At 54.5% G+C, this 17703-nt stretch carries 10 protein-coding genes; 3 read left to right on the top strand and 7 right to left on the bottom strand.

What is annotated here, in order from left to right; genetic code table 11:
- Window positions 1-5 precede the first annotated feature (5 nt).
- Window positions 6-2441 carry a SurA N-terminal domain-containing protein gene (locus SH467x_RS04840; protein ID WP_482370161.1) on the bottom strand — a complete coding sequence of 812 codons (2436 nt, stop codon included), beginning with the start codon at window positions 2439-2441 and terminating at the stop codon, window positions 6-8.
- 295 nt (window positions 2442-2736) lie between these two features.
- Between SH467x_RS04840 and topA the strand changes: the two genes are divergently transcribed.
- The 3 genes from topA to SH467x_RS04825 all read left to right on the top strand — a co-directional run bounded on the left by topA (window position 2737) and on the right by SH467x_RS04825 (window position 7184).
- Window positions 2737-5460 (top strand): type I DNA topoisomerase, encoded by a 2724-nt coding sequence (gene topA, locus SH467x_RS04835; protein ID WP_482370160.1) that lies wholly within the window; start codon window positions 2737-2739, stop codon window positions 5458-5460.
- Window positions 5461-6087: 627 nt separating this feature from the next.
- On the top strand, window positions 6088-6339 hold the full coding sequence (locus tag SH467x_RS04830; RefSeq protein WP_482370159.1) for a hypothetical protein: 252 nt from the start codon (window positions 6088-6090) through the stop codon (window positions 6337-6339).
- Window positions 6340-6446: 107 nt separating this feature from the next.
- A complete protein-coding gene (locus SH467x_RS04825) occupies window positions 6447-7184 on the top strand; it encodes a class I SAM-dependent methyltransferase (protein ID WP_482371339.1) in 738 nt (245 codons plus the stop codon).
- Between the two features lie 49 nt (window positions 7185-7233).
- Here the strand turns inward: SH467x_RS04825 and SH467x_RS04820 are convergent, their stop codons facing one another.
- The 6 genes from SH467x_RS04820 to SH467x_RS04795 all read right to left on the bottom strand — a co-directional run bounded on the left by SH467x_RS04820 (window position 7234) and on the right by SH467x_RS04795 (window position 17697).
- A complete protein-coding gene (locus tag SH467x_RS04820) occupies window positions 7234-7680 on the bottom strand; it encodes a hypothetical protein (RefSeq protein ID WP_482370158.1) in 447 nt (148 codons plus the stop codon).
- A 71-nt stretch (window positions 7681-7751) separates the two neighbouring features.
- On the bottom strand, window positions 7752-8993 hold the full coding sequence (locus SH467x_RS04815; protein WP_482370157.1) for an acyltransferase family protein: 1242 nt from the start codon (window positions 8991-8993) through the stop codon (window positions 7752-7754).
- Between the two features lie 54 nt (window positions 8994-9047).
- Window positions 9048-10814: an outer membrane protein assembly factor BamB family protein gene (locus tag SH467x_RS04810; protein WP_482370156.1), complete on the bottom strand. Its 1767-nt coding sequence runs from the start codon at window positions 10812-10814 to the stop codon at window positions 9048-9050.
- A 30-nt stretch (window positions 10815-10844) separates the two neighbouring features.
- Entirely contained in the window at window positions 10845-12164 is a 1320-nt protein-coding gene (locus SH467x_RS04805; protein WP_482370155.1) for a DUF1552 domain-containing protein, read from the bottom strand.
- Window positions 12161-16375, bottom strand: a complete 4215-nt coding sequence (locus SH467x_RS04800; RefSeq protein WP_482370154.1) for a DUF1592 domain-containing protein — start codon at window positions 16373-16375, stop codon at window positions 12161-12163. The genes SH467x_RS04805 and SH467x_RS04800 overlap by 4 nt, the downstream gene beginning before the upstream one ends.
- A 137-nt stretch (window positions 16376-16512) precedes the next feature.
- Entirely contained in the window at window positions 16513-17697 is a 1185-nt protein-coding gene (locus tag SH467x_RS04795; protein WP_482370153.1) for an iron-containing alcohol dehydrogenase, read from the bottom strand.
- Window positions 17698-17703 lie beyond the last annotated feature (6 nt).

Below are 17703 nucleotides of genomic sequence, written 5' to 3'. Positions count from 1 at the left end.
ATTTGTTAGTATCTTCGGAATCCGAGCCGGCTTTCGATATTCATCTGCATGGACTGAATCGATTGCTGATTGCCACGCGAGACCAACGCGGAGACTCCTTCCGTCGGTGCTCGTTGAAAACTTGCTAGCAATTCTTCCGTGGGAGGAGCCGTTTCGATGAGTTTCACAACGTAATAGACCGTCCGTTGTCTGTCAGGAGCGACGACGGCGTCACCTGGCTTGGCGGCGAAAACGGTCTCCATAAAGCCCACATCGACCGGCTGCAACTGATCGATTTGGCTGACTTCGTCTGCTCCGCTCATTCGGAGCTGCATGAACATCAAGAACATTCGATTCATCGCCGTGAACGGAGACGGCTCTAAGACGAGCTTTTTCTCAATGTCGCTCGTGAGAGCATCTTCGATTTGACCTGCTCCGACACGCCCTGCAATTTCTTTTGCCTTGGACTCTGCCAGCTTCTGAGCTTCTTGTACTTTCCACACGGCGGCGACGGTTTCCTTCGCTGCTTCTAGGCTCGGTGTGGTTGGGAGCTCCAACTCGGTCTTCCAAAATACGAACCGCAACGTGGACTGGCCTGCGAGGGCAACGGACAAGAGCGGGTTGTAGGTTTCCCCAAGCCCCGAGACGGCCTCGACAAACCGAGGTACTGGGATCGCTTGCGATTGACCACCCAAACTGACCGTTGACCGACCGATCGGCATCAGTGCGATGGACTCGGAGTTGACGACTCCCGTCGTACCGTAATCCAATCCGTACTCCTTGGCCAACGCATTGAGATCCGGCTTGATCGGCGCCTCCAATTTGTCCCCACCCGGCTGATCCACTTGGTTCTTGTAGGTTGCCAGCTCTGCTTGGTAAATCCGCATCGCGCTGTAGATTTGCTCGAACTTGTCGTCGATGATTTTGGTCGCTGTCGCCGACGCCATTTCTCTCGCGATCTGACTCTTCACCTCATCAAACGTTTGCGTGCGCATCGGCGTAACGGGTGGGGCAGCTGGACTGGCTGCATCTTGTGGCGCTGGATCCGGTTTATCTCCAAGCGTGAGAGCGGCACCGGTCCCTTCTGTGGCCGCAGGAGGCGAAACGCCTTCGGTGGGTTTAGCGTCCGCAGGGGCGGGAACCGCTGGAGCAGGATCTGCCTGCGCGGTTTCCGTTGCTGGCTCGGACTGTGCGGGTGCGGGAGCACCATCGGATTGCGGCTTTTCTTCTTGGTAGGAAACCAGCCGAACAGAGCCGGCCTTCCTGTCCAAACGGCTTTGCAAGTCGCCGCTACCTTCTCCGGGGTTATCCAAAACAGGTGGTTTGGGTAGTTCGGCAGGTTGAACTGGAGTTTCGGCAGGCTTCACGGGCTCCGTCGTGGGAGCGGGTGCCTCGGTGGTGGGAGCGGGAACGGGATCGGTTCCCGGCGGGTTGACGGGCGGCAGCGAACCGGCTGCTGGAGGTAAGCCAAGGGGCTCCCCTTTGCTTTCGGTTTCGATCGGCACTCGGAATTGATTTGCTTTGACGCGGGTTTCGTATTCGGCTCGCAGGACATCGTCCGAGATTTTTGCCATTTCGTCCGCAATCACCTTCTCCAAGTCGATCGATGCGAATTCGATGTCTGCCGTGGCGGGAAGCATGAAAGCGGGCTGGGAATCGAGCATCCCTGCGGTCCGAATAATATTGCGACCTGCTTCGTAGAGCTCTTTGAGCTGCTTGTCACTCGGGGTTGTTTCGACTTTGTCTAAGAAATCCCGCACGTTGACCGGATAAGCTTTGATCTTGGCGGTTTGGTTGAGACGCAAATATTCGCGCCAATTCTTGCTCGGGGTGGAAAGGGCGGGAAAACCGACCAAACGAGAATCCCGGACGTCTTGGAAGAACAATCCAGACGAGGTCAATCGCTCCATTTCTTGGAATGCTAGCTCATCCTTGATAAAGCGAGTGAATTGCGGCATGGTCAACCTTCGTTCGGTCGACTTGACCATGATTGCCTGGATTTCGCTTCCATTCAATTTTCCATCGACGAATCGTTGGAGGAAAAGCTTTGCCGCTTTGTCGTCGAATTGAATCCCGTGGCGAGCGGCTTCCGACAGCATCAGCCGACGAAAGAGGATAACTTCCTCGGGGGAGTTATTCAGTTGCGTGATTCCCAGGGATCCCGCTTCGGGCTGAAACCCCGGAACGGCGGGGATACCACCTTTTTCCATCACGGCACGCGCCAGCTCGCCTAGGAATCGGTTGGTTAGGATCAAGTCCCCTTCGTCCATGGCGACCTGATTTTGACGAATCACGCCCCCATTCCAGGAAGCGACAACGGGATTGCTCCCACCTGCTCCACCTCTAGCACCGCTGAAATACTCCAACATGGGAGCGACAACGAAGGACATGATCGCGACGAGCACCGCTCCAGCCATCCATAGCCGTTGGTTCTTTCTGAAAATTTCGAATGGACTTGCCATACCCGAGGATATCCTTTGCGTAGCTCCGAACCTGCATCCGCTCCAACGTTTTCGCGGAGTCCGCTGGATTGTAGGGTTTCCACCGGTTGATGCAATTGCACTGCAAACAATCGATCTGGGGCTTGACAAACCCTCCTGGTTTGGGCCAAAACCGCTTAGCTGATACGAAAGCACGCTATATATAGTCTCCACAGATCGTGTGCATGCCTCGTCCCGGTTTGTTTCCACTCGGTCGCCTGATCTGGATCGAGTCGATATTTTTATCTTCCTGCCACTTGAATTCCTTGGATAGCAAATGAGTGAAAAGAAATCGCTCGTCATCGTTGAGTCTCCGGCCAAGGCGAAGACGATCTCCAAGTATTTAGGTAGCGCATTCCAAGTCGAAGCTTCCATCGGTCACATTCGGGATCTACCGGGTGGTGCTAAAGAAGTACCGGCGGAATTCAAGTCGCAGTCGTGGGCATCCCTCGGGGTGAATGTCGATCAAGGATTCGAACCCCTTTATGTCGTTCCCTCCGACAAAAAGAAACACATCACGCACTTGAAGTCGGCGTTAAAAGATGCCACAGCCCTCTATCTGGCGACGGACGAGGACCGCGAAGGGGAAGCGATCTCGTGGCACTTGAAAGAGGTTCTCAAACCTAAAGTCCCCGTGCATCGCATGGTGTTTCATGAGATCACCAAGGAAGCGATCCAAAGCGCCTTGCTGTCGACCCGGAATATCGATGAAGGCTTGGTAAAAGCCCAAGAAACGCGTCGGATCCTCGATCGATTGTACGGTTACGACATTTCTCCACTGTTATGGAAAAAAGTTCGGCCCGGCCTATCTGCTGGTCGCGTTCAAAGCGTTGCGGTCCGACTCATCGTCGAACGAGAGCGGGAACGAATGGCCTTCCATTCCGCAACCTACTTCGATTTGGAAGCCGAGCTGCAGACCCGCACGCAAGAAAAATTTTCTGCTTCGCTGGTGAGCGTCGCGAATCGCAAAATTCCGAGTGGAAAGGATTTCGACCCAGCCACTGGGAAGATCAAAGATCCGCAAATGCTCCTTCTCGATGACAAGGGGTCAGAAGCTCTCAAGAGTCGCTTGCAAGGTGCTGAGTTTCGGGTCCTCAATGTGGAGGTGAAACCGTACACCGAACGCCCCAAAGCGCCGTTTACGACGAGCACCATGCAGCAGGAGGCCAACCGCAAACTGGGGTTCACGGCGAAAGATACGATGAGGCTCGCCCAGAGCTTGTACGAAAACGGTTACATCACCTACATGCGTACCGACTCGACGACCCTGTCGAAAGAAGCGGTCAACGCTGCCCGCGATTTGGTCCGTTCGCAATACGGGGAAAGATTCCTTTATTCGTCGGAACGCACCTACGCGACCAAAGTGAAAAATGCTCAGGAAGCTCACGAGGCCATTCGTCCCGCCGGGCACCCGTTTCAACTTCCCGATGCACTGCGGCGCGAACTGAGCTTCGACCAGTTCCGTCTCTTCGAATTGATTTGGAAGCGAACCATCGCATCCCAAATGGCTGACGCTCGCAAGAAACGAGTAGTTGTGACCATCGCCGCAGAAGACGCGATTTTCCAAGCCACGGGCACGTCCATCGAGTTCGAAGGCTTCCTCCGAGCCTACGTGGAAGGAAGCGACGACCCAGCAGCCGAATTGGCCGAGCGCGAAAAATTGCTTCCCGATATGCGCCCCGAGGATCTGCTGAAGATTCTGGACCTCGACTCTCTTTCGCACACCACCCAGCCTCCCGCGAGGTTTACCGAAGCCTCCTTAACACAGGCTCTTGAAGAACGGGGTATCGGACGACCGAGCACGTATGCGTCGATCATCGACACCATTCTTCGGCGCGACTATGTGTTCAAAAAAGGAAACGCACTGGTTCCGAGTTGGACCGCATTCGCCGTCATTCGATTGATGGAAGAGCATTTCAGCTCCCTTGTGGACTATCAGTTCACAGCCGAGATGGAGGACTATCTCGATCAAATCAGCCGAAACGAACGAGAGAATCTCGCGTACCTTCAAGAGTTTTACTTTGGTAGCGATCAGATCCAAGAAAACCTCGCACCCGGTGGTATCGGCCTAAAACCTTTGCTGGAGCAAAAGGTTGCGGAAATCGATCCCCGCACGGCTTGCTCCTACCCACTCTCTTCCGATTTATCCATCGCCAATCCAATCGTAGTTCGCGTCGGTAGGTATGGACCCTATATCGAACGAGGCGAACAGCGAGCAAGTTTGCCCGATGATATGGCCCCCGATGAACTCACGCTGGAGAAGGCGGAAGAGCTCCTCGCCAAACAACAGCAAAGCGAGGAGCCGCTCGGCATTCACCCCGAGACCCAAAAGCCGATCTATGTCAAACAAGGTCGCTTTGGTCCCTATGTTCAAATGGGTGCCGCCGATGACGAAGAAAAGAAGAATGCTTCTTTGCTCCGGGGCATGACGGTCGAGGCACTGGACTTGGCAACGGCAGTCCAACTCCTTTCGCTTCCTCGCGATCTAGGACCACACCCGGAAGATGGCGAGCCTGTGATTGCCACCCAAGGCCGATTCGGTCCGTTCCTCAAACACGGATCCGATTCCCGATCCCTCCCGGCGGGTTCGAATCTGCTAGAAATCACGCTGGAGGAAGCGTTGGTAATTCTCGCGCAGCCCAAAGCGCCCGGCCGCGGTCGCGGTGTCGCCGCAGCACCCTTGAAGCAATTCGACGAATCTCCGGTAACAGGGAAGAAGATCGAACTGCGCGACGGTCGCTATGGTCTCTATGTGACCGACGGCGAAACCAACGCGTCCTTGCCCAAGGATCTGAGCGGGGATGACGTGACGTTCGAACAAGCTGTCGAACTGTTAGCAGCCCGAGCCGCAGCTGGCGGTTCGAAGAAAAAGAAGACGTCGAAAAAGACCACAAAGAAAGCGACCAAGAAAGCAACGACTTCCAAGGGAACCAAGGCAGCAAAAAAGACAACCGCAAAGAAAGCCAAAGCGACGAAGAAAAAAGCCACTTCTGACGAGTGAACTGGCTTGCAGGTTCGACCGTATCCATCCGAATCTTAAGCAAGTTCCTTTCCTAAGTCGATGATCCTGAACGACTCGCGTCGTGGATGGGATTTAGTTCTTGTGTACATTGCTACTCGTCAGGAACACGCTGACACCTTAATGGGTCAAATGCGTCAAATAGGTCGCATGAGGGCAGCGAATAGGGTCACGCCATGACATTCCTTATCGTTCGCGTCTGGACGCTTCTTTTTTTACTCGGTCTGTTTCTAGACTCTCATTCGTCAACAAACGGAGAGGAAATTGGAAATGCGATCTTGGCAATGCAATCGAGACGGCGGAGAGGCCGGGCCCGAGTAGCGAGCTGACCTTCCAGGCGATTGCCGATGTATGCCACACAAAAAACAGGTTGTTGTTCGAGTGAATCGTTTAAAGAATCGACGTATTCAATTTTCTTTAAGATCCTATCTGTTCGCGCTTTGCCTGCTCGGCTGTGTTCTCGCTTATTGTGCAAGTATAAAAAGACGACAGGCTGAGGTGCTGGCATTGGTAAGTGAGCTCGGTGGACATGTGAGTCATGTCAACTTTCACGACCATCGAGTCATCGAACCATCTAGGAGTTCCTTCCTGCCAGACTGGTTTTACATCGTGCTTCCAGAAAGGTACAATTATGTTTACCTGCCATCTCCGGAAGTCGACGACGCTAAGCTTGCCAGGATTCTGATGTTGCCCGGTATCGAAGGATTGAATATCAGTCGGAGCTCGATCACCGACGAAGGATTGCGAATGTTGCAAAAGAAGTCTGGATTGAAGGAAATTCAAGTGTATGACATTCCGACAGTAAGCGAAGAAGCAATTCTTCAGCTTAAAGCGTCGACTTGTAGCTCGGTACAGTATTGAGACGGGAGGTCGCCGAGCCGTTAAGGAGATAGCGGTAGCGGTGCTGGGCATTTCAGTAAAACACGTGCTCCGATGAACGGTATTTGCGAAGGGGGCGGGCTGCGGTGATGAAGTACAAGGTCGATGACTTTTCAGGAAAGTCGACAACGCAAGACATCGAGACACGTTTCGATGTGGATGTGGAGCGTTTTAGCAATCTGGATTCAGGCCAGACTGCGACGATGGATGCACCCCTTGCCATGCAGCTGATCACAGAAGCCGCAGCGCGTCTGACTCCGCAAATCGGCCGTGTGCTCGACATCGGTTGCGGGGCAGGAAACAATACCCTAAAGCTGAGAGAGGTTTATGGCAGACCATTTGCTTGTGACCTACTGGATCTCAGTCAACCCATGCTTGAGCGCGCCAAAGAACGAGTGGTGAATGCCGGCGTTGAAACCGTCGAGCTTTGGCAGGTTGATTTTCGCAATGCTGAACTGCCACGCGAAAGCTACGACGTGGTCCTGGCCGCTGCGGTATTGCACCATTTGCGAGACGATGACGATTGGGAATCGGCATTCGAAAAGATTCTGTCGATTCTGAAGCCCGGCGGATCCGTTTGGATTACAGATCTGGTCGTCCATGAGACCGTACCCATCCACGAATGGATGTGGTCTCGCTACGGAGACTACCTCGTCGGTCTTGGTGGCAGCGAGTATCGAAATAAAGTATTTGATTACATCGCGAAGGAAGATTCACCGCGCTCGGTCACTTATCAATTGGAGCTACTCCGACGCGTTGGCTTCACCCATATCGAACTGTTGCACAAGAACTGTTGCTTTGCCGCATTCGGTGCTTGGAAGGCATAGCGTTGCAGCGGACAGTTCGGATGGGTACGCCTACGGAGGTCTTTAGCGATTACTTGGCAGCGTAATGTTCGACCACGAAGGGGTTCACGACCACCTTCGGTTCGATAGCAACGGGAGCCGTTACGACATCGGCCGCTTTTTTGTCCGCTGAGACTTCGACTTTAGGTGGCTGCGGATGGGGGACATGGTGATTCCAAACGACGCGAGGATTGACCAGATGCCCTTCCATGGGGACGGCATGGTAGGAAGGGTCGGATCTCAAAAGAGGCCATGAAGCGAAGGGGCTTTCCCCGTAAGGTCTGGCGTACCTTTGGCCGTAATAGACGGGAGGGAATACCGAGAAATAAGGGGGAGCTGGCAACCGATTGCGGAAGCTGTTTTGGATCCCCAACGAATAGCCGAATTGGAATTCAAACGGGCTCTGACCGAAGCAAAAGCTTGAGCTCCCACCGATCGACAACAGGGAAACAAAGACCAAGACCAATTTTTTAACCATCGCGCACGCTCCTTGGTAATAGTTCCCTTCTAGCGTAATTGGTCGCTTCGGTGATTCAAGATGTTTCGTTGTTATACTTTGATAACCACATTGCGACGCTCCATTCCTATGGCAATTACCCCATACATCGCCAGCCATGCGAGGCTATAAAGCAAGGAACTCAGTCTAGGGTCGATCCCCTCTCCAACAAACCAATTTTGGTACAGCCAGGGCAAGGGAGTTACCCACTTTGGCTCTCCCGCTCCCGTCTCGGCCTGCCAGCGGACCAGTCCGAGTCCCCTGGGAATCAGGCCGCTCAGAACGAACAGGAATAAGGGGTTTTTGCCAAAGGCTTCAAAAAAGTAAAACGGATACGACAGAATGCGTGAGACAACGGTCCCCAGTTTTGCCCCTACCAAGCTCCCTGTCGACTTAGAAATCTCTCCCCAGTAAATCAGAAGGCTAAGTGCAAAAAGGGCGAGTCCGCTGGTGTGAAGGACGAAAGTCGACGACCAAATCTTCTTGTTCAGTGGAAAGTCGATTTGCCAGATGGAGGAGACGAGTAACCAATGGACGCCGACCAGCAGCAATTTCCCAAGAAGGGACTCATCCTTGGAAGAACGCAGTAGGGTCACGCCGGTCCACCACCCCAAGAGGACTTGGGAAACCGCAGGGATCGTACTCAACAGACCTTCGGGATCGAAGGGGACCCCTTCCCCGCGGTAGAGGTGAGAGGGTCCGAGCAGTGCCCGATCCACATGCGTGCCGATAAATCCCTCGAGGCTGAATGGGTCCGGTGCGGCACCCAGGGAACGGCACAGGATCCAGTATCCCAGCAGCAACGTAGCCGCGAGGGAACAGATCCGGTACGTCGCACCATCGCGAGCCAAGACCCGAACTGAGAGCGCTGCGATGCCGTATGCCAGAGCAATCCGTTGAAGAACTCCGAGAATGCGAAGATTGGCGGGAGACTTCCATTCCAATTGCTGCTCGCCATTCCAGGCAACAAAAGGGAATGCGTTAAGGAAAAGACCGATCGCAAAGAGGAGTGCCGTGCGGCGGAGAATCTGAACATAGACTTCGGAGTCGTTCAAAGCCTGCTGGCGTCTCCAAACCCATGCCAGCGCGATCCCGACCGCAAAAAGGAAAAATGGGAACACCCAATCGGTGGGAGTGCAACCGTGCCACTTGGCGTGTTGCAATGGCGGATACATGGAAGACCACGAACCTGGGTTGTTCGCGAGAATCATTCCTGCAACCGTTGCACCTCGAAAAACATCGAGCGATCGATAACGCTCGGGCTTCGCTGGTGCATCAGGTTGTTCTGCGGTCATCGTGCTACCAGCGTGGTCATGTTAAGGCTCAAACTTGGGATCGATCTAATTCGCTCAAGGGTCGGTAGCAACCGGCAGTTTGTAGCATGCAGCTTGCTGGCTGTTTCGCACGTAGACCCGGTCGCCAACGACGACAGGGTGATTCCACGTTTTCGAGTCGATAGCAGGAATCCTGGCTACTTCGTCCAGCTTTTCTCGCGATGCTTTTAGCAGAACCAATTCTCCCGATTCGGCGGCAACCAGCAAATGCCCGGTGTCGGCAAGCAATAGAACCTGCCCGGCCCCGTACCGTCCCTTTTTCCAAAGTCGTTTCCCCGTATCCATGGAAACCGCGCCGAAGATAGTGGCGTCGAATCCGTACAACGTCCCTTGGTAGGCGACCATGTCATTGAAGTCAGGTTTCAAATCGCGCGAGGTCCATTGGGGTTCGATCTTCCAAGTTCCCTCTTCGCGGGAAACATTCAGTCGGCGAATCCCATTTCCCAGGCTGGCGGCGACGAAAACCGCATTCCCATCCACAACTGTTTGCACTGCGCGATAGGTATCGATCTTCCACTCGTGATTCCAGATCGTGGCGCCGGATGTGGGATCCAAAAACTGCAACCCTTCGTTTGTTGCCATCAAAATACCAGCCGTTCCGTCAAACGTTGCTTTCTGAGGAGAACTGTAGCTGTGATCTCCGGAAGCGACTTGCCAGCGAATACTGCCGTCTGGTTGGCTGTAAGCAAAAACCCCTTTATCGCCACTGCCACCTGCGTGGACCACGACGATATCGTTCACGATCAAGGGGGAGCTGGAGAATCCCCAGGGCGGTTGTTTGCGGCTTGCATCCTGCATCAACTCGCGTTTCCAGACTTCTTTGCCATCGGATGCATTCAAGCAAACGACCATTCCATCGGCCCCCAGTGCATAGATGCGCTGGGCGTGATACGTGGGAGTCGCGCGAGGGCCGACTCCGCCCATCTCCTCTGCGAATCGTCCCGGTGTGGAGTAGGTCCAGACGGTGTCTCCGGTTTCAGCGTTCAAACATACGACCGCTTCCTGGTCACCCACCTGCTCTTGTGTAAAGAGATGGTTCTCCGCGACAGCAAACGAGGACCACCCCGGGCCTATCGCTCGCTTCCAAACCAACTCGGGTGGGTTCCGTTCCCAATCTTCGAGAAGGCTAACACCGGAAACGCTTCCATCTCGATTGGGGCCGCGAAATTCTGGCCAGGGAATATTCGAATTCGACGGATCTAAGGCAACAGGACTATTCGACGCTTCTCCCCTCGATTCCAGATAGTCTGTCTCAGCCGGGACCGACCATCTTGGTCGAAACTCTACCGCGAACTCACCCGTTACACCATCGGAACGAAATGCGTTCCATACACCGAAGCCCAATAAAGCGCCCGCCAATCCCAGCCAGACGCGAACTCTCGGATAATGAGAGGCGACTACCAACGGAATGGCGAATGCCGCCATGCCGACCGGGATGATCCAAAAAAACATGCTTATCCCGCGCATGGATGGATCGAGGGTCAGGCTGCTCAATGCGACAATGCCAGCCAATCCACCGATACCGATCCCTTTCTCTCGCCAACTGGCTCCGCTGAAAAATAACCACCAAACGGCGAGAGCAAGGCTCAACACGGCTGGTCCCATGAAACCGAGCATCAGCAGAGGTAAACTGGCCCCTTCGACCCAAACTGGGACGAATCGAACGAGCGCTGCCATGACAATCAGCACGACAGCTGGCCATCCTCGCAGACTCCTGATGGGCTGAGGGGAAACCGTTTCACTTCGATCAAAACCGACCGAAGTGTAGGAGTCTGCATTCATAAATTACATCCTGAAGAAGAGTCGCCCCGGTCAAACCGACGGAAGTGGCTCCGAGGCATCGCCAAATTGTTCAGGATGGAGATCGAACTTGTCAAGAACGGAAAGGAACAATCGGCACAATTGGCGATTTGGGGCGTCCCGATAATCCAATACCTTGCCCGTTTCTACGCGACCGCCCCCCTTTCCAAGCATGACGACTGGGAGTTGGGTGGCATCATGCCCTCCATTCATCATGCTGGAGCAGAACAAAAGCATCGAATTGTCCAGCAACGTACCATCCCCCTCTTGGATCGACTGCATACGAGTCGCAATGTAGGCGAGTTGCTCGACGAAAAACTGATTGACCTTCAACCAATCCTCCGTGTCCGAGTGGGATAGCAAGTGATGGATCATGTAATCGACTCCCAAATGAGGGAACCGAAGGGAGGAGTGATCGTTGTTCAGCTTTAGGGTCGTCACCCTCGTGGTATCGGTTTGGAAACCCAGCAACAGAATGTCGCACATCAATCGCATGTGTTCGCTGATATCCTGTGGGATGCCGTCAGCGGGGCGCTCGCGGTCCGGTTTCTCCAATGTTGGTCGCCAGCCTTGCAGTTCTCCCCGCTTTCCTGCTTGCGCGATCCGATCTTCGACGTCTCGCACCGAATCGAAATACTCATCCAGCTTTCGACGATCCGATTGGCTGACATGACGCCGTAGATCGGCGGCATCTCCCAGAACGGCATCGAGCACACTTTGATCTTGCTGGTGCACTTCCTCTTTGAAGAGCCGGTCGAAAGCCAAAGCGGGATAGATCTCCAACGGAGTGGGTGTGGTCGGGGAGGACCATGAAATGTGCGAGCTATAGAGCATCGAATAGTTCTTGTGAACCGAAGGATTCGACTTTTCACAGCCTAGCACCAGACTCGGTACCTTGGTACCGCGCCCATATGTCTGTGCGATCCATTGATCAACACTGGTACCGGAGCGAATTTCTCCTCCCGACGCTAGTGGAGCACCGGAGAGGAGATTGCCGGTTTGCGACGAGTGAATATTTCCCTTGAGAGCCTCTTGGTTATACAGCCCTCGAATGAACAGCATCTGATCGCGAAGTGGCTCGAGGGATTGGAGAACTCGCCCTACTTTCATCGACGGGCCAGTCCCCTCAGCCCACCACTCTTTGCTATGAAAACCATTGCCGGCAAAAAGGGCGGCAAAGCGGACGGGAGGCTTCGAATTCGGAGCCGTCGCCGCAGTCGCTTGTCCCCAAACCGGTATGGATTCCATCCAAGGCAACGCCATCGACACGCCAATTCCTCGAAGAATGGTTCGACGATCCCATCGTCGCTGAGTGTTCCAACTGCATGTCATGGTTTTACCTCTTCCTCTGACCGAATTTCACGAAACTGCCGGCTCATCACGATCGCTTCGACAGCATCCCCGATTCCAAAGTTGGATTCGTTTGTAGCCCGCTGGGCAAGCGACTCTAAAAACAGCTTGTCCGACAACATCACTTCCCGACCCAACGCATACCCAAGCAGTTTGCGATGAAACTGCAATAAGAACTCTTTCTTCCTATCGCGAACCAAATAGTCTCTCAGTTCGCCAGCTCCAGAAACGGCCGTTCCATCGGGCAACGCGGTTTTAGTATCCACCTGGTGGCCTGCTTTATCGGTAGTTCGATATCGTCCGATTGCATCATAAGACTCCATGGCAAACCCGAACGGGTCGATGCGCCGATGGCAGTTGCTGCACCCCGGTGCACTCACATGTAATTCCGTCAGCTGACGCTCGCTGAGGTTTTCCGGGACCGAGTCAGGCAACTGCGGAACATTCTTCGGAGGCTTGGGTAGCGGCTCTCCGAGTAGAACTTCACTCACCCAAGTTCCTCGCAGAATAGGGCTCGTTCTCGATGCCCCGGACAGTTTCGATAACAACGCTCCCAACGTCAGCAATCCACCTCGATTCCATTTCGACGCATTCCCCAATCGCATCATCTGTATTCTAGTTTCACCGAGCTCCGGCTGGACCGTTCCCGTTGCACCAGGATCCGATAGCGAAATCAAATCGTCGGGGATGCCATAGTATTTGGCCAAGTCACGATCGACGAATAAGTAATCAGCGGTCAAAAGCTCGATCGGGGGGCGATTCTCCATCAGCAGGTGCTCAAACAATCGATTCGCTTCCGCCTGCAATCGTTCGCGGATCCCAAGGAATTCAGGAAACTCTTTCTCGCTCTTTTCATCGAGCTCGGCGACGTTTGCAATCTGAAGCCATTGACCGAAAAAGGAAGTAGCCATGCGAGAGGACTTGGGATCCTTCAGCATGCGACGCACCTGTTGGCGAAGAATCGTTTCTTCAAGCAAAGAACCATCCGCAGCCAGCCCTCGCAGCGTATCGTCCGGCGCCGATGACCAAAGGAAATAGCTCAAACGGGTCGCTAATTCCTCTGCTTTGACAGGACCTGACTGCGACGCAGCCGGAAACTCAAGCCGATAGAGAAATTCGGGTGCGATCAAGATGCGTGTCATCACCCCGCGAATCGACGCGTCGTGCGATAGGCCTTGATCGCGAAATGCACGATACAACTCTCGCAACTTTTCGGATTCTTCGTCGCGCAGCGCGCGGCGAAACGCCTTTGCGGCAAATTCCAACAGGCCGTTCAATTGTTTCTCTTCCGCACGTACCAGCTCCTCTTGGAACTGGGCCGCTCTCCTGAGGATCGGTTCCCGCAACGGTTCGAACGCCGATGGATCCGCGTCCTGGGTTGCATATTGCCATAATTGCTCGAACACATCGACGCTCCGAAGCGCGTCTTGGCTGACAAAATGCAACTCTGTCCACAACCTTTCCAACTCGTTGCGTTCCTCGTCCGTGAGCATCAGCTCTTTCAGAAATCGATCTTCGCGATGGTATAGGGTAAGCGTGACGACTTCATCGACAGGAACGATCTGCGGATAGCAGAGTGCGATCGGGAATGTGTTACGAAAGTCTTCGAATGCAGAGCGAAATACCTCTTCCTTCGAACCTTCCGGATGAACCAATACAGGAGCGTGGATCAGGCTTACGCGATCTGTTTGGCGATCGAATGCGGAGTTGTTGGATTGGCTCTGAACATGGATCTGCACCGAACCGTTGCGACCCATTTGAGGATCCAGTGTTGCTTCGGCCGCGAACTCCCAGTCTTCCCGAAAGAAAACCGGGATGGGTATCTTCACCCAAGTCGCATTTCCGAGCGAAAGACTTTCGCGTGTCAAAGCCATATTGCCGGAAGATGACTCAAGGAAGATCGGGGAGGATTGGTCGGCTTGGTCCGATACACGATTCCATTGGACCGATGTCGAGAAGAGTTTTAGCAACTGCTGGTCGGCCGAGGAGATCGGCTCGGATGGAGCCTCCGACTCGAGAATGTGTTGCAGTTTCTTGGCTAATTGCGACCTCGCTGTGGTATCCGATTGAAGAAACCATTGACTTAGCAAACTTCCTGGGGGAATCAGTCGGGAACTCCACTTTTGAACTGGGGCGTGGAAGAACCGCCACTTCGTCTCGTCGTGATCTGACAAGGGATTGGAATCGGTCAGTTTCGCATGGAGCGACTCGGATAGGTTCCATCGCTTTCCTCCTTGCTCAATCGTGAAATCAACTCGGGTGAGATCGCAGGAGTGATTTCCGTCCTTCGGAGCAATCCACAAGCGGACTTCGTCGCCAGCGACTAGGGGGACGTCCGAGAATGACCCAATTGGGACGGGCTTGCCACCGGCAGAGTTTCCACTTGCTAAACCAATCCGTGCACCCCCTCGCTTGATTTCCAACAGCCAAGCGATCCCGTTCCCGCACTCGGGGTGGGCGTGCTGAATCACTGCATCGAGCTTCGCCTTACCGCTCCGAGACGCGGTCCACCCAGCGCCGACACTGCGCGTCGGTGCGGGGTGCATGGCGACGCTCTTTGGAGTCATCACTCCAGGAATTCGCACCTCGGTGTCGGACGCGTTGGCAACAATACTTAACGCATCGTCTCCGACCCATCCACGAATAAAAGCGTGGCCCGAGAGATCGGATGCGGACTTTGTAAAAAGGACTTCGTCGCTTCCGTCCAGTTGCCCTGCGTCCGATGGAAACAGCCCCAGCAACTCCAGCCATATCGCTAAAGACGACTCGGATAGAGATGCCTTTTCTGCAAGGGCTTTTATCTCTTCCTTTGTGACCGCTTTATCGAATCCCCCTGCGACGGCGAGCGCCTGCTCTACCGATCCTCTCATGGTCGAGGAAAGTTCCTTCCAGTTGCTCGCCAAGCGAATGGCATCGACGAGTGGGAGGTCCGACTCACCCGAACGGATGAACCGAGGGGATACCAACTGGACGTGATCACCGTCCTGTCCATCGCCCGCGTCGAACAGCTCCATCCAAAGGAAATCGGTCTGTGCATTCGGCTTGTGCCGGATGGAAAGCTGACGGGTCAGCGGATTGACAGGTTCCTGCCAAGCTTTCGGGCCATTTAGTTTACCGATGTGCCCGACCGCACTAAATTTCCATAGCTGCTGTTGCCATTTTCCAACCCAACTCGAGACGTCCTCGCTCGATGGCTCGCCCCTCGCCAGGGTCCATTGCGATCGCAATCCTTTCACGAGTGGAGACGACGAGGCCATCTCCTCTCGCTCGGTGCGTTTGGACAACTCCTCGCCCGAGTCCGCGATCTTCAAACCTAACTGCTTCGCCAACACACCGAGGTAGCGCGCGCTACCATTCCCAATCTTTGCGATCTCGGCAAGCGATTTCGAACCTGTCGCGAGTGCATGCTCGTTCTGGAAAAGCAGCTCAAGATGGCGATCGAACGGATTGCGCCCCCCTTGATTCGTTTCAAACTGAACCCCTTGCAAGTTCACCTTCTCTGCACCTCGAGCATCGGTGTAGCGGGAGTAAAGCTGACGGATCCGGTTCAATCGTTCTGTGGCCCAATCATTGGGTGAAGTACTTTCTGAAAATCCGATTCCGTCGGGCAGCAGAACCGTTCGTTGCGCCATGGACTTGGCCGCATCGAAATACTTGCCGAACAATGCCGGGCTCATCACCATTGCAGCGCCCGCGTTCGTGAAGCCTTCTCCCGCAACATTGTCGACAGGAAACTCTTTCGTAGGATCCAGCGAAGGAACGCTCGTGAGATCTCGTAGCGTCCAAGTGTATTCGCCGTTGCTGAGGCGCCGAAGAATGATAGGGCCAGGGTCATTGGCCTTTTGCTCCGCAGCGCGATCCAAAACCGATTGACTCCATTTTTGGATCATGACAATCTCTTGCACCGATGGTTTGGCGGAACCTTCGGGCGGCATCTCCTCGAGCTTCAAGACTCGAAGAATCTGAGTCAGTTTCTTTTCCCGCTCGACCTCGGGGGTGTCTCCCCAAGCCTCAAAGCTCAAATTTCCTTCGTCGTTCTCGTTGGAATGGCACTCGGAACAATACCGCTGAAAAATGGGGGCGATTTCAGCGGGGAACATACTGGCCGACTGCCCGAGCGAATTTTGGGTCCAAACGATCGCTAGGAGGACGACGAGCAAAGCATGAATAGGAAACCCAACAAGCTTGAACATACCGGGGGGCCCAGAAGACGGGAGGATTGCGAGGGGGGGAGGGATGGCAGGCAGGAAAGGGAGGGACTAGGGCGAGGCGTCTTGCTCGATTGTACTCGATGTTGGATGCCGTTGCGGAATATGGATAGCCGAGAAGGCTAAAACGCCCGGCGGAGTATTTTTTCCAAGTCTCCTGCGGTGGGACGGCGAGCATTGACCGCCAGAAGTCGTTCGATCTGGAGCGTTTTGGTAACGACGGTGGGAATGTCGGATTCATGAAGACCCAGGTCTCGCAATCGAGTCCGAACGCCGATGCGAGTCAGCAGTTTCTCTACCGCGATGATCGAGTCTTCGCTGGAGCAATCGGGGCGCCCCAGTAGAAGAGAAGCGACTTGCGCGAGTGCGTCTGCGCACATCGGCTGATTGAAGTCCATCACATGAGGAAGAAGGAGACCGTTGCCTTCGCCGTGCGAGCAGTGGGTGATCGCCCCGATCGGGTATTCCAACGCATGCACGAGCCCTACTCCACTGTTGGAGAAGGCCATTCCGGCAAGCATCGCAGCATAAGCCATCCCGTCTCGAGCTTCCTGATCCGTTGGAGAGTCGACAGCCCGCACGAGGAACTTGGCGATTTGATGGATTGCTTCCAAGGCCAGCAAGCGTGTCAGCGGATAGCTTCCTTCGTAAGCATTGCCGCTCCCTTCGAAGGAGGTAAAAGGTTTGTTGGTTAGGGCTTCGATGGCATGCACCAACGCATCGATACCACTATGGGCTGTCACCCGAGGAGGGCACGTATCGGTCAGCGATGGGTCGATGATCGCCATGCTGGGACGCAGGTAAGGACTCAATGTGCTCACCTTGACTCCCGCTTCCTCGTCGGTGAGAACCGCTGAATGCGAAACCTCGCTTCCTGTTCCGGCGGTCGTTGGGATTGCAATGAGAGGAAGAATGGGGCCTGGAATGTTCCCAAATCCGAAATACTGTCGAAGCGAACCACCGTGACGCAGCCAAGTCGCCACCATTTTGGCGACATCCAAATTGCTTCCCCCTCCGATACCGATCACCGCGTCCACTTGGGACTTCAATGCAGCGTCACATGCGGCTTCGGCGATGGCAACGCTCGGCTCCGGTTTTCCCCCGTCGAAGAGCTCGACTGAAAATCCGGAATCTCGAAGTCCTTTCAACGTACCTTGGACAGTTCCGATCGCGCTAACCACCGAGTCGGTCACAATAAAAAGTCTAGCGACCCCTAATCGCTTCAAGGATTCAGGAAGCACCGCCAATGCACCTCGCCCGAATCGAACACTGGGGCTGGTACCGAAATGCCAATGAGTGTTCGACATAATCGC

It is taken from the genome of Brakhagea slesvicensis (assembly GCF_052161625.1).
GTDB lineage: Bacteria > Planctomycetota > Planctomycetia > Pirellulales > Pirellulaceae > JBKCUI01.
Note: the sequence above shows the minus strand (reverse complement) of the source record. Positions and strands in the feature narration are given on the sequence as shown.

Bases quoted from the DNA above. Each gene is read 5' to 3' on its own strand.
- SH467x_RS04840 (WP_482370161.1), bottom strand. From the start codon at position 2,441: ATGGCAAGTCCATTCGAAATTTTCAGAAAGAACCAACGGCTATGGATG.
- topA (WP_482370160.1), top strand. From the start codon at position 2,737: ATGAGTGAAAAGAAATCGCTCGTCATCGTTGAGTCTCCGGCCAAGGCG.
- SH467x_RS04825 (WP_482371339.1), top strand. From the start codon at position 6,447: ATGAAGTACAAGGTCGATGACTTTTCAGGAAAGTCGACAACGCAAGAC.
- SH467x_RS04820 (WP_482370158.1), bottom strand. From the start codon at position 7,680: ATGGTTAAAAAATTGGTCTTGGTCTTTGTTTCCCTGTTGTCGATCGGT.
- SH467x_RS04815 (WP_482370157.1), bottom strand. From the start codon at position 8,993: ATGACCGCAGAACAACCTGATGCACCAGCGAAGCCCGAGCGTTATCGA.
- SH467x_RS04810 (WP_482370156.1), bottom strand. From the start codon at position 10,814: ATGAATGCAGACTCCTACACTTCGGTCGGTTTTGATCGAAGTGAAACG.
- SH467x_RS04805 (WP_482370155.1), bottom strand. From the start codon at position 12,164: ATGACATGCAGTTGGAACACTCAGCGACGATGGGATCGTCGAACCATT.
- SH467x_RS04800 (WP_482370154.1), bottom strand. From the start codon at position 16,375: ATGTTCAAGCTTGTTGGGTTTCCTATTCATGCTTTGCTCGTCGTCCTC.
- SH467x_RS04795 (WP_482370153.1), bottom strand. From the start codon at position 17,697: ATGTCGAACACTCATTGGCATTTCGGTACCAGCCCCAGTGTTCGATTC.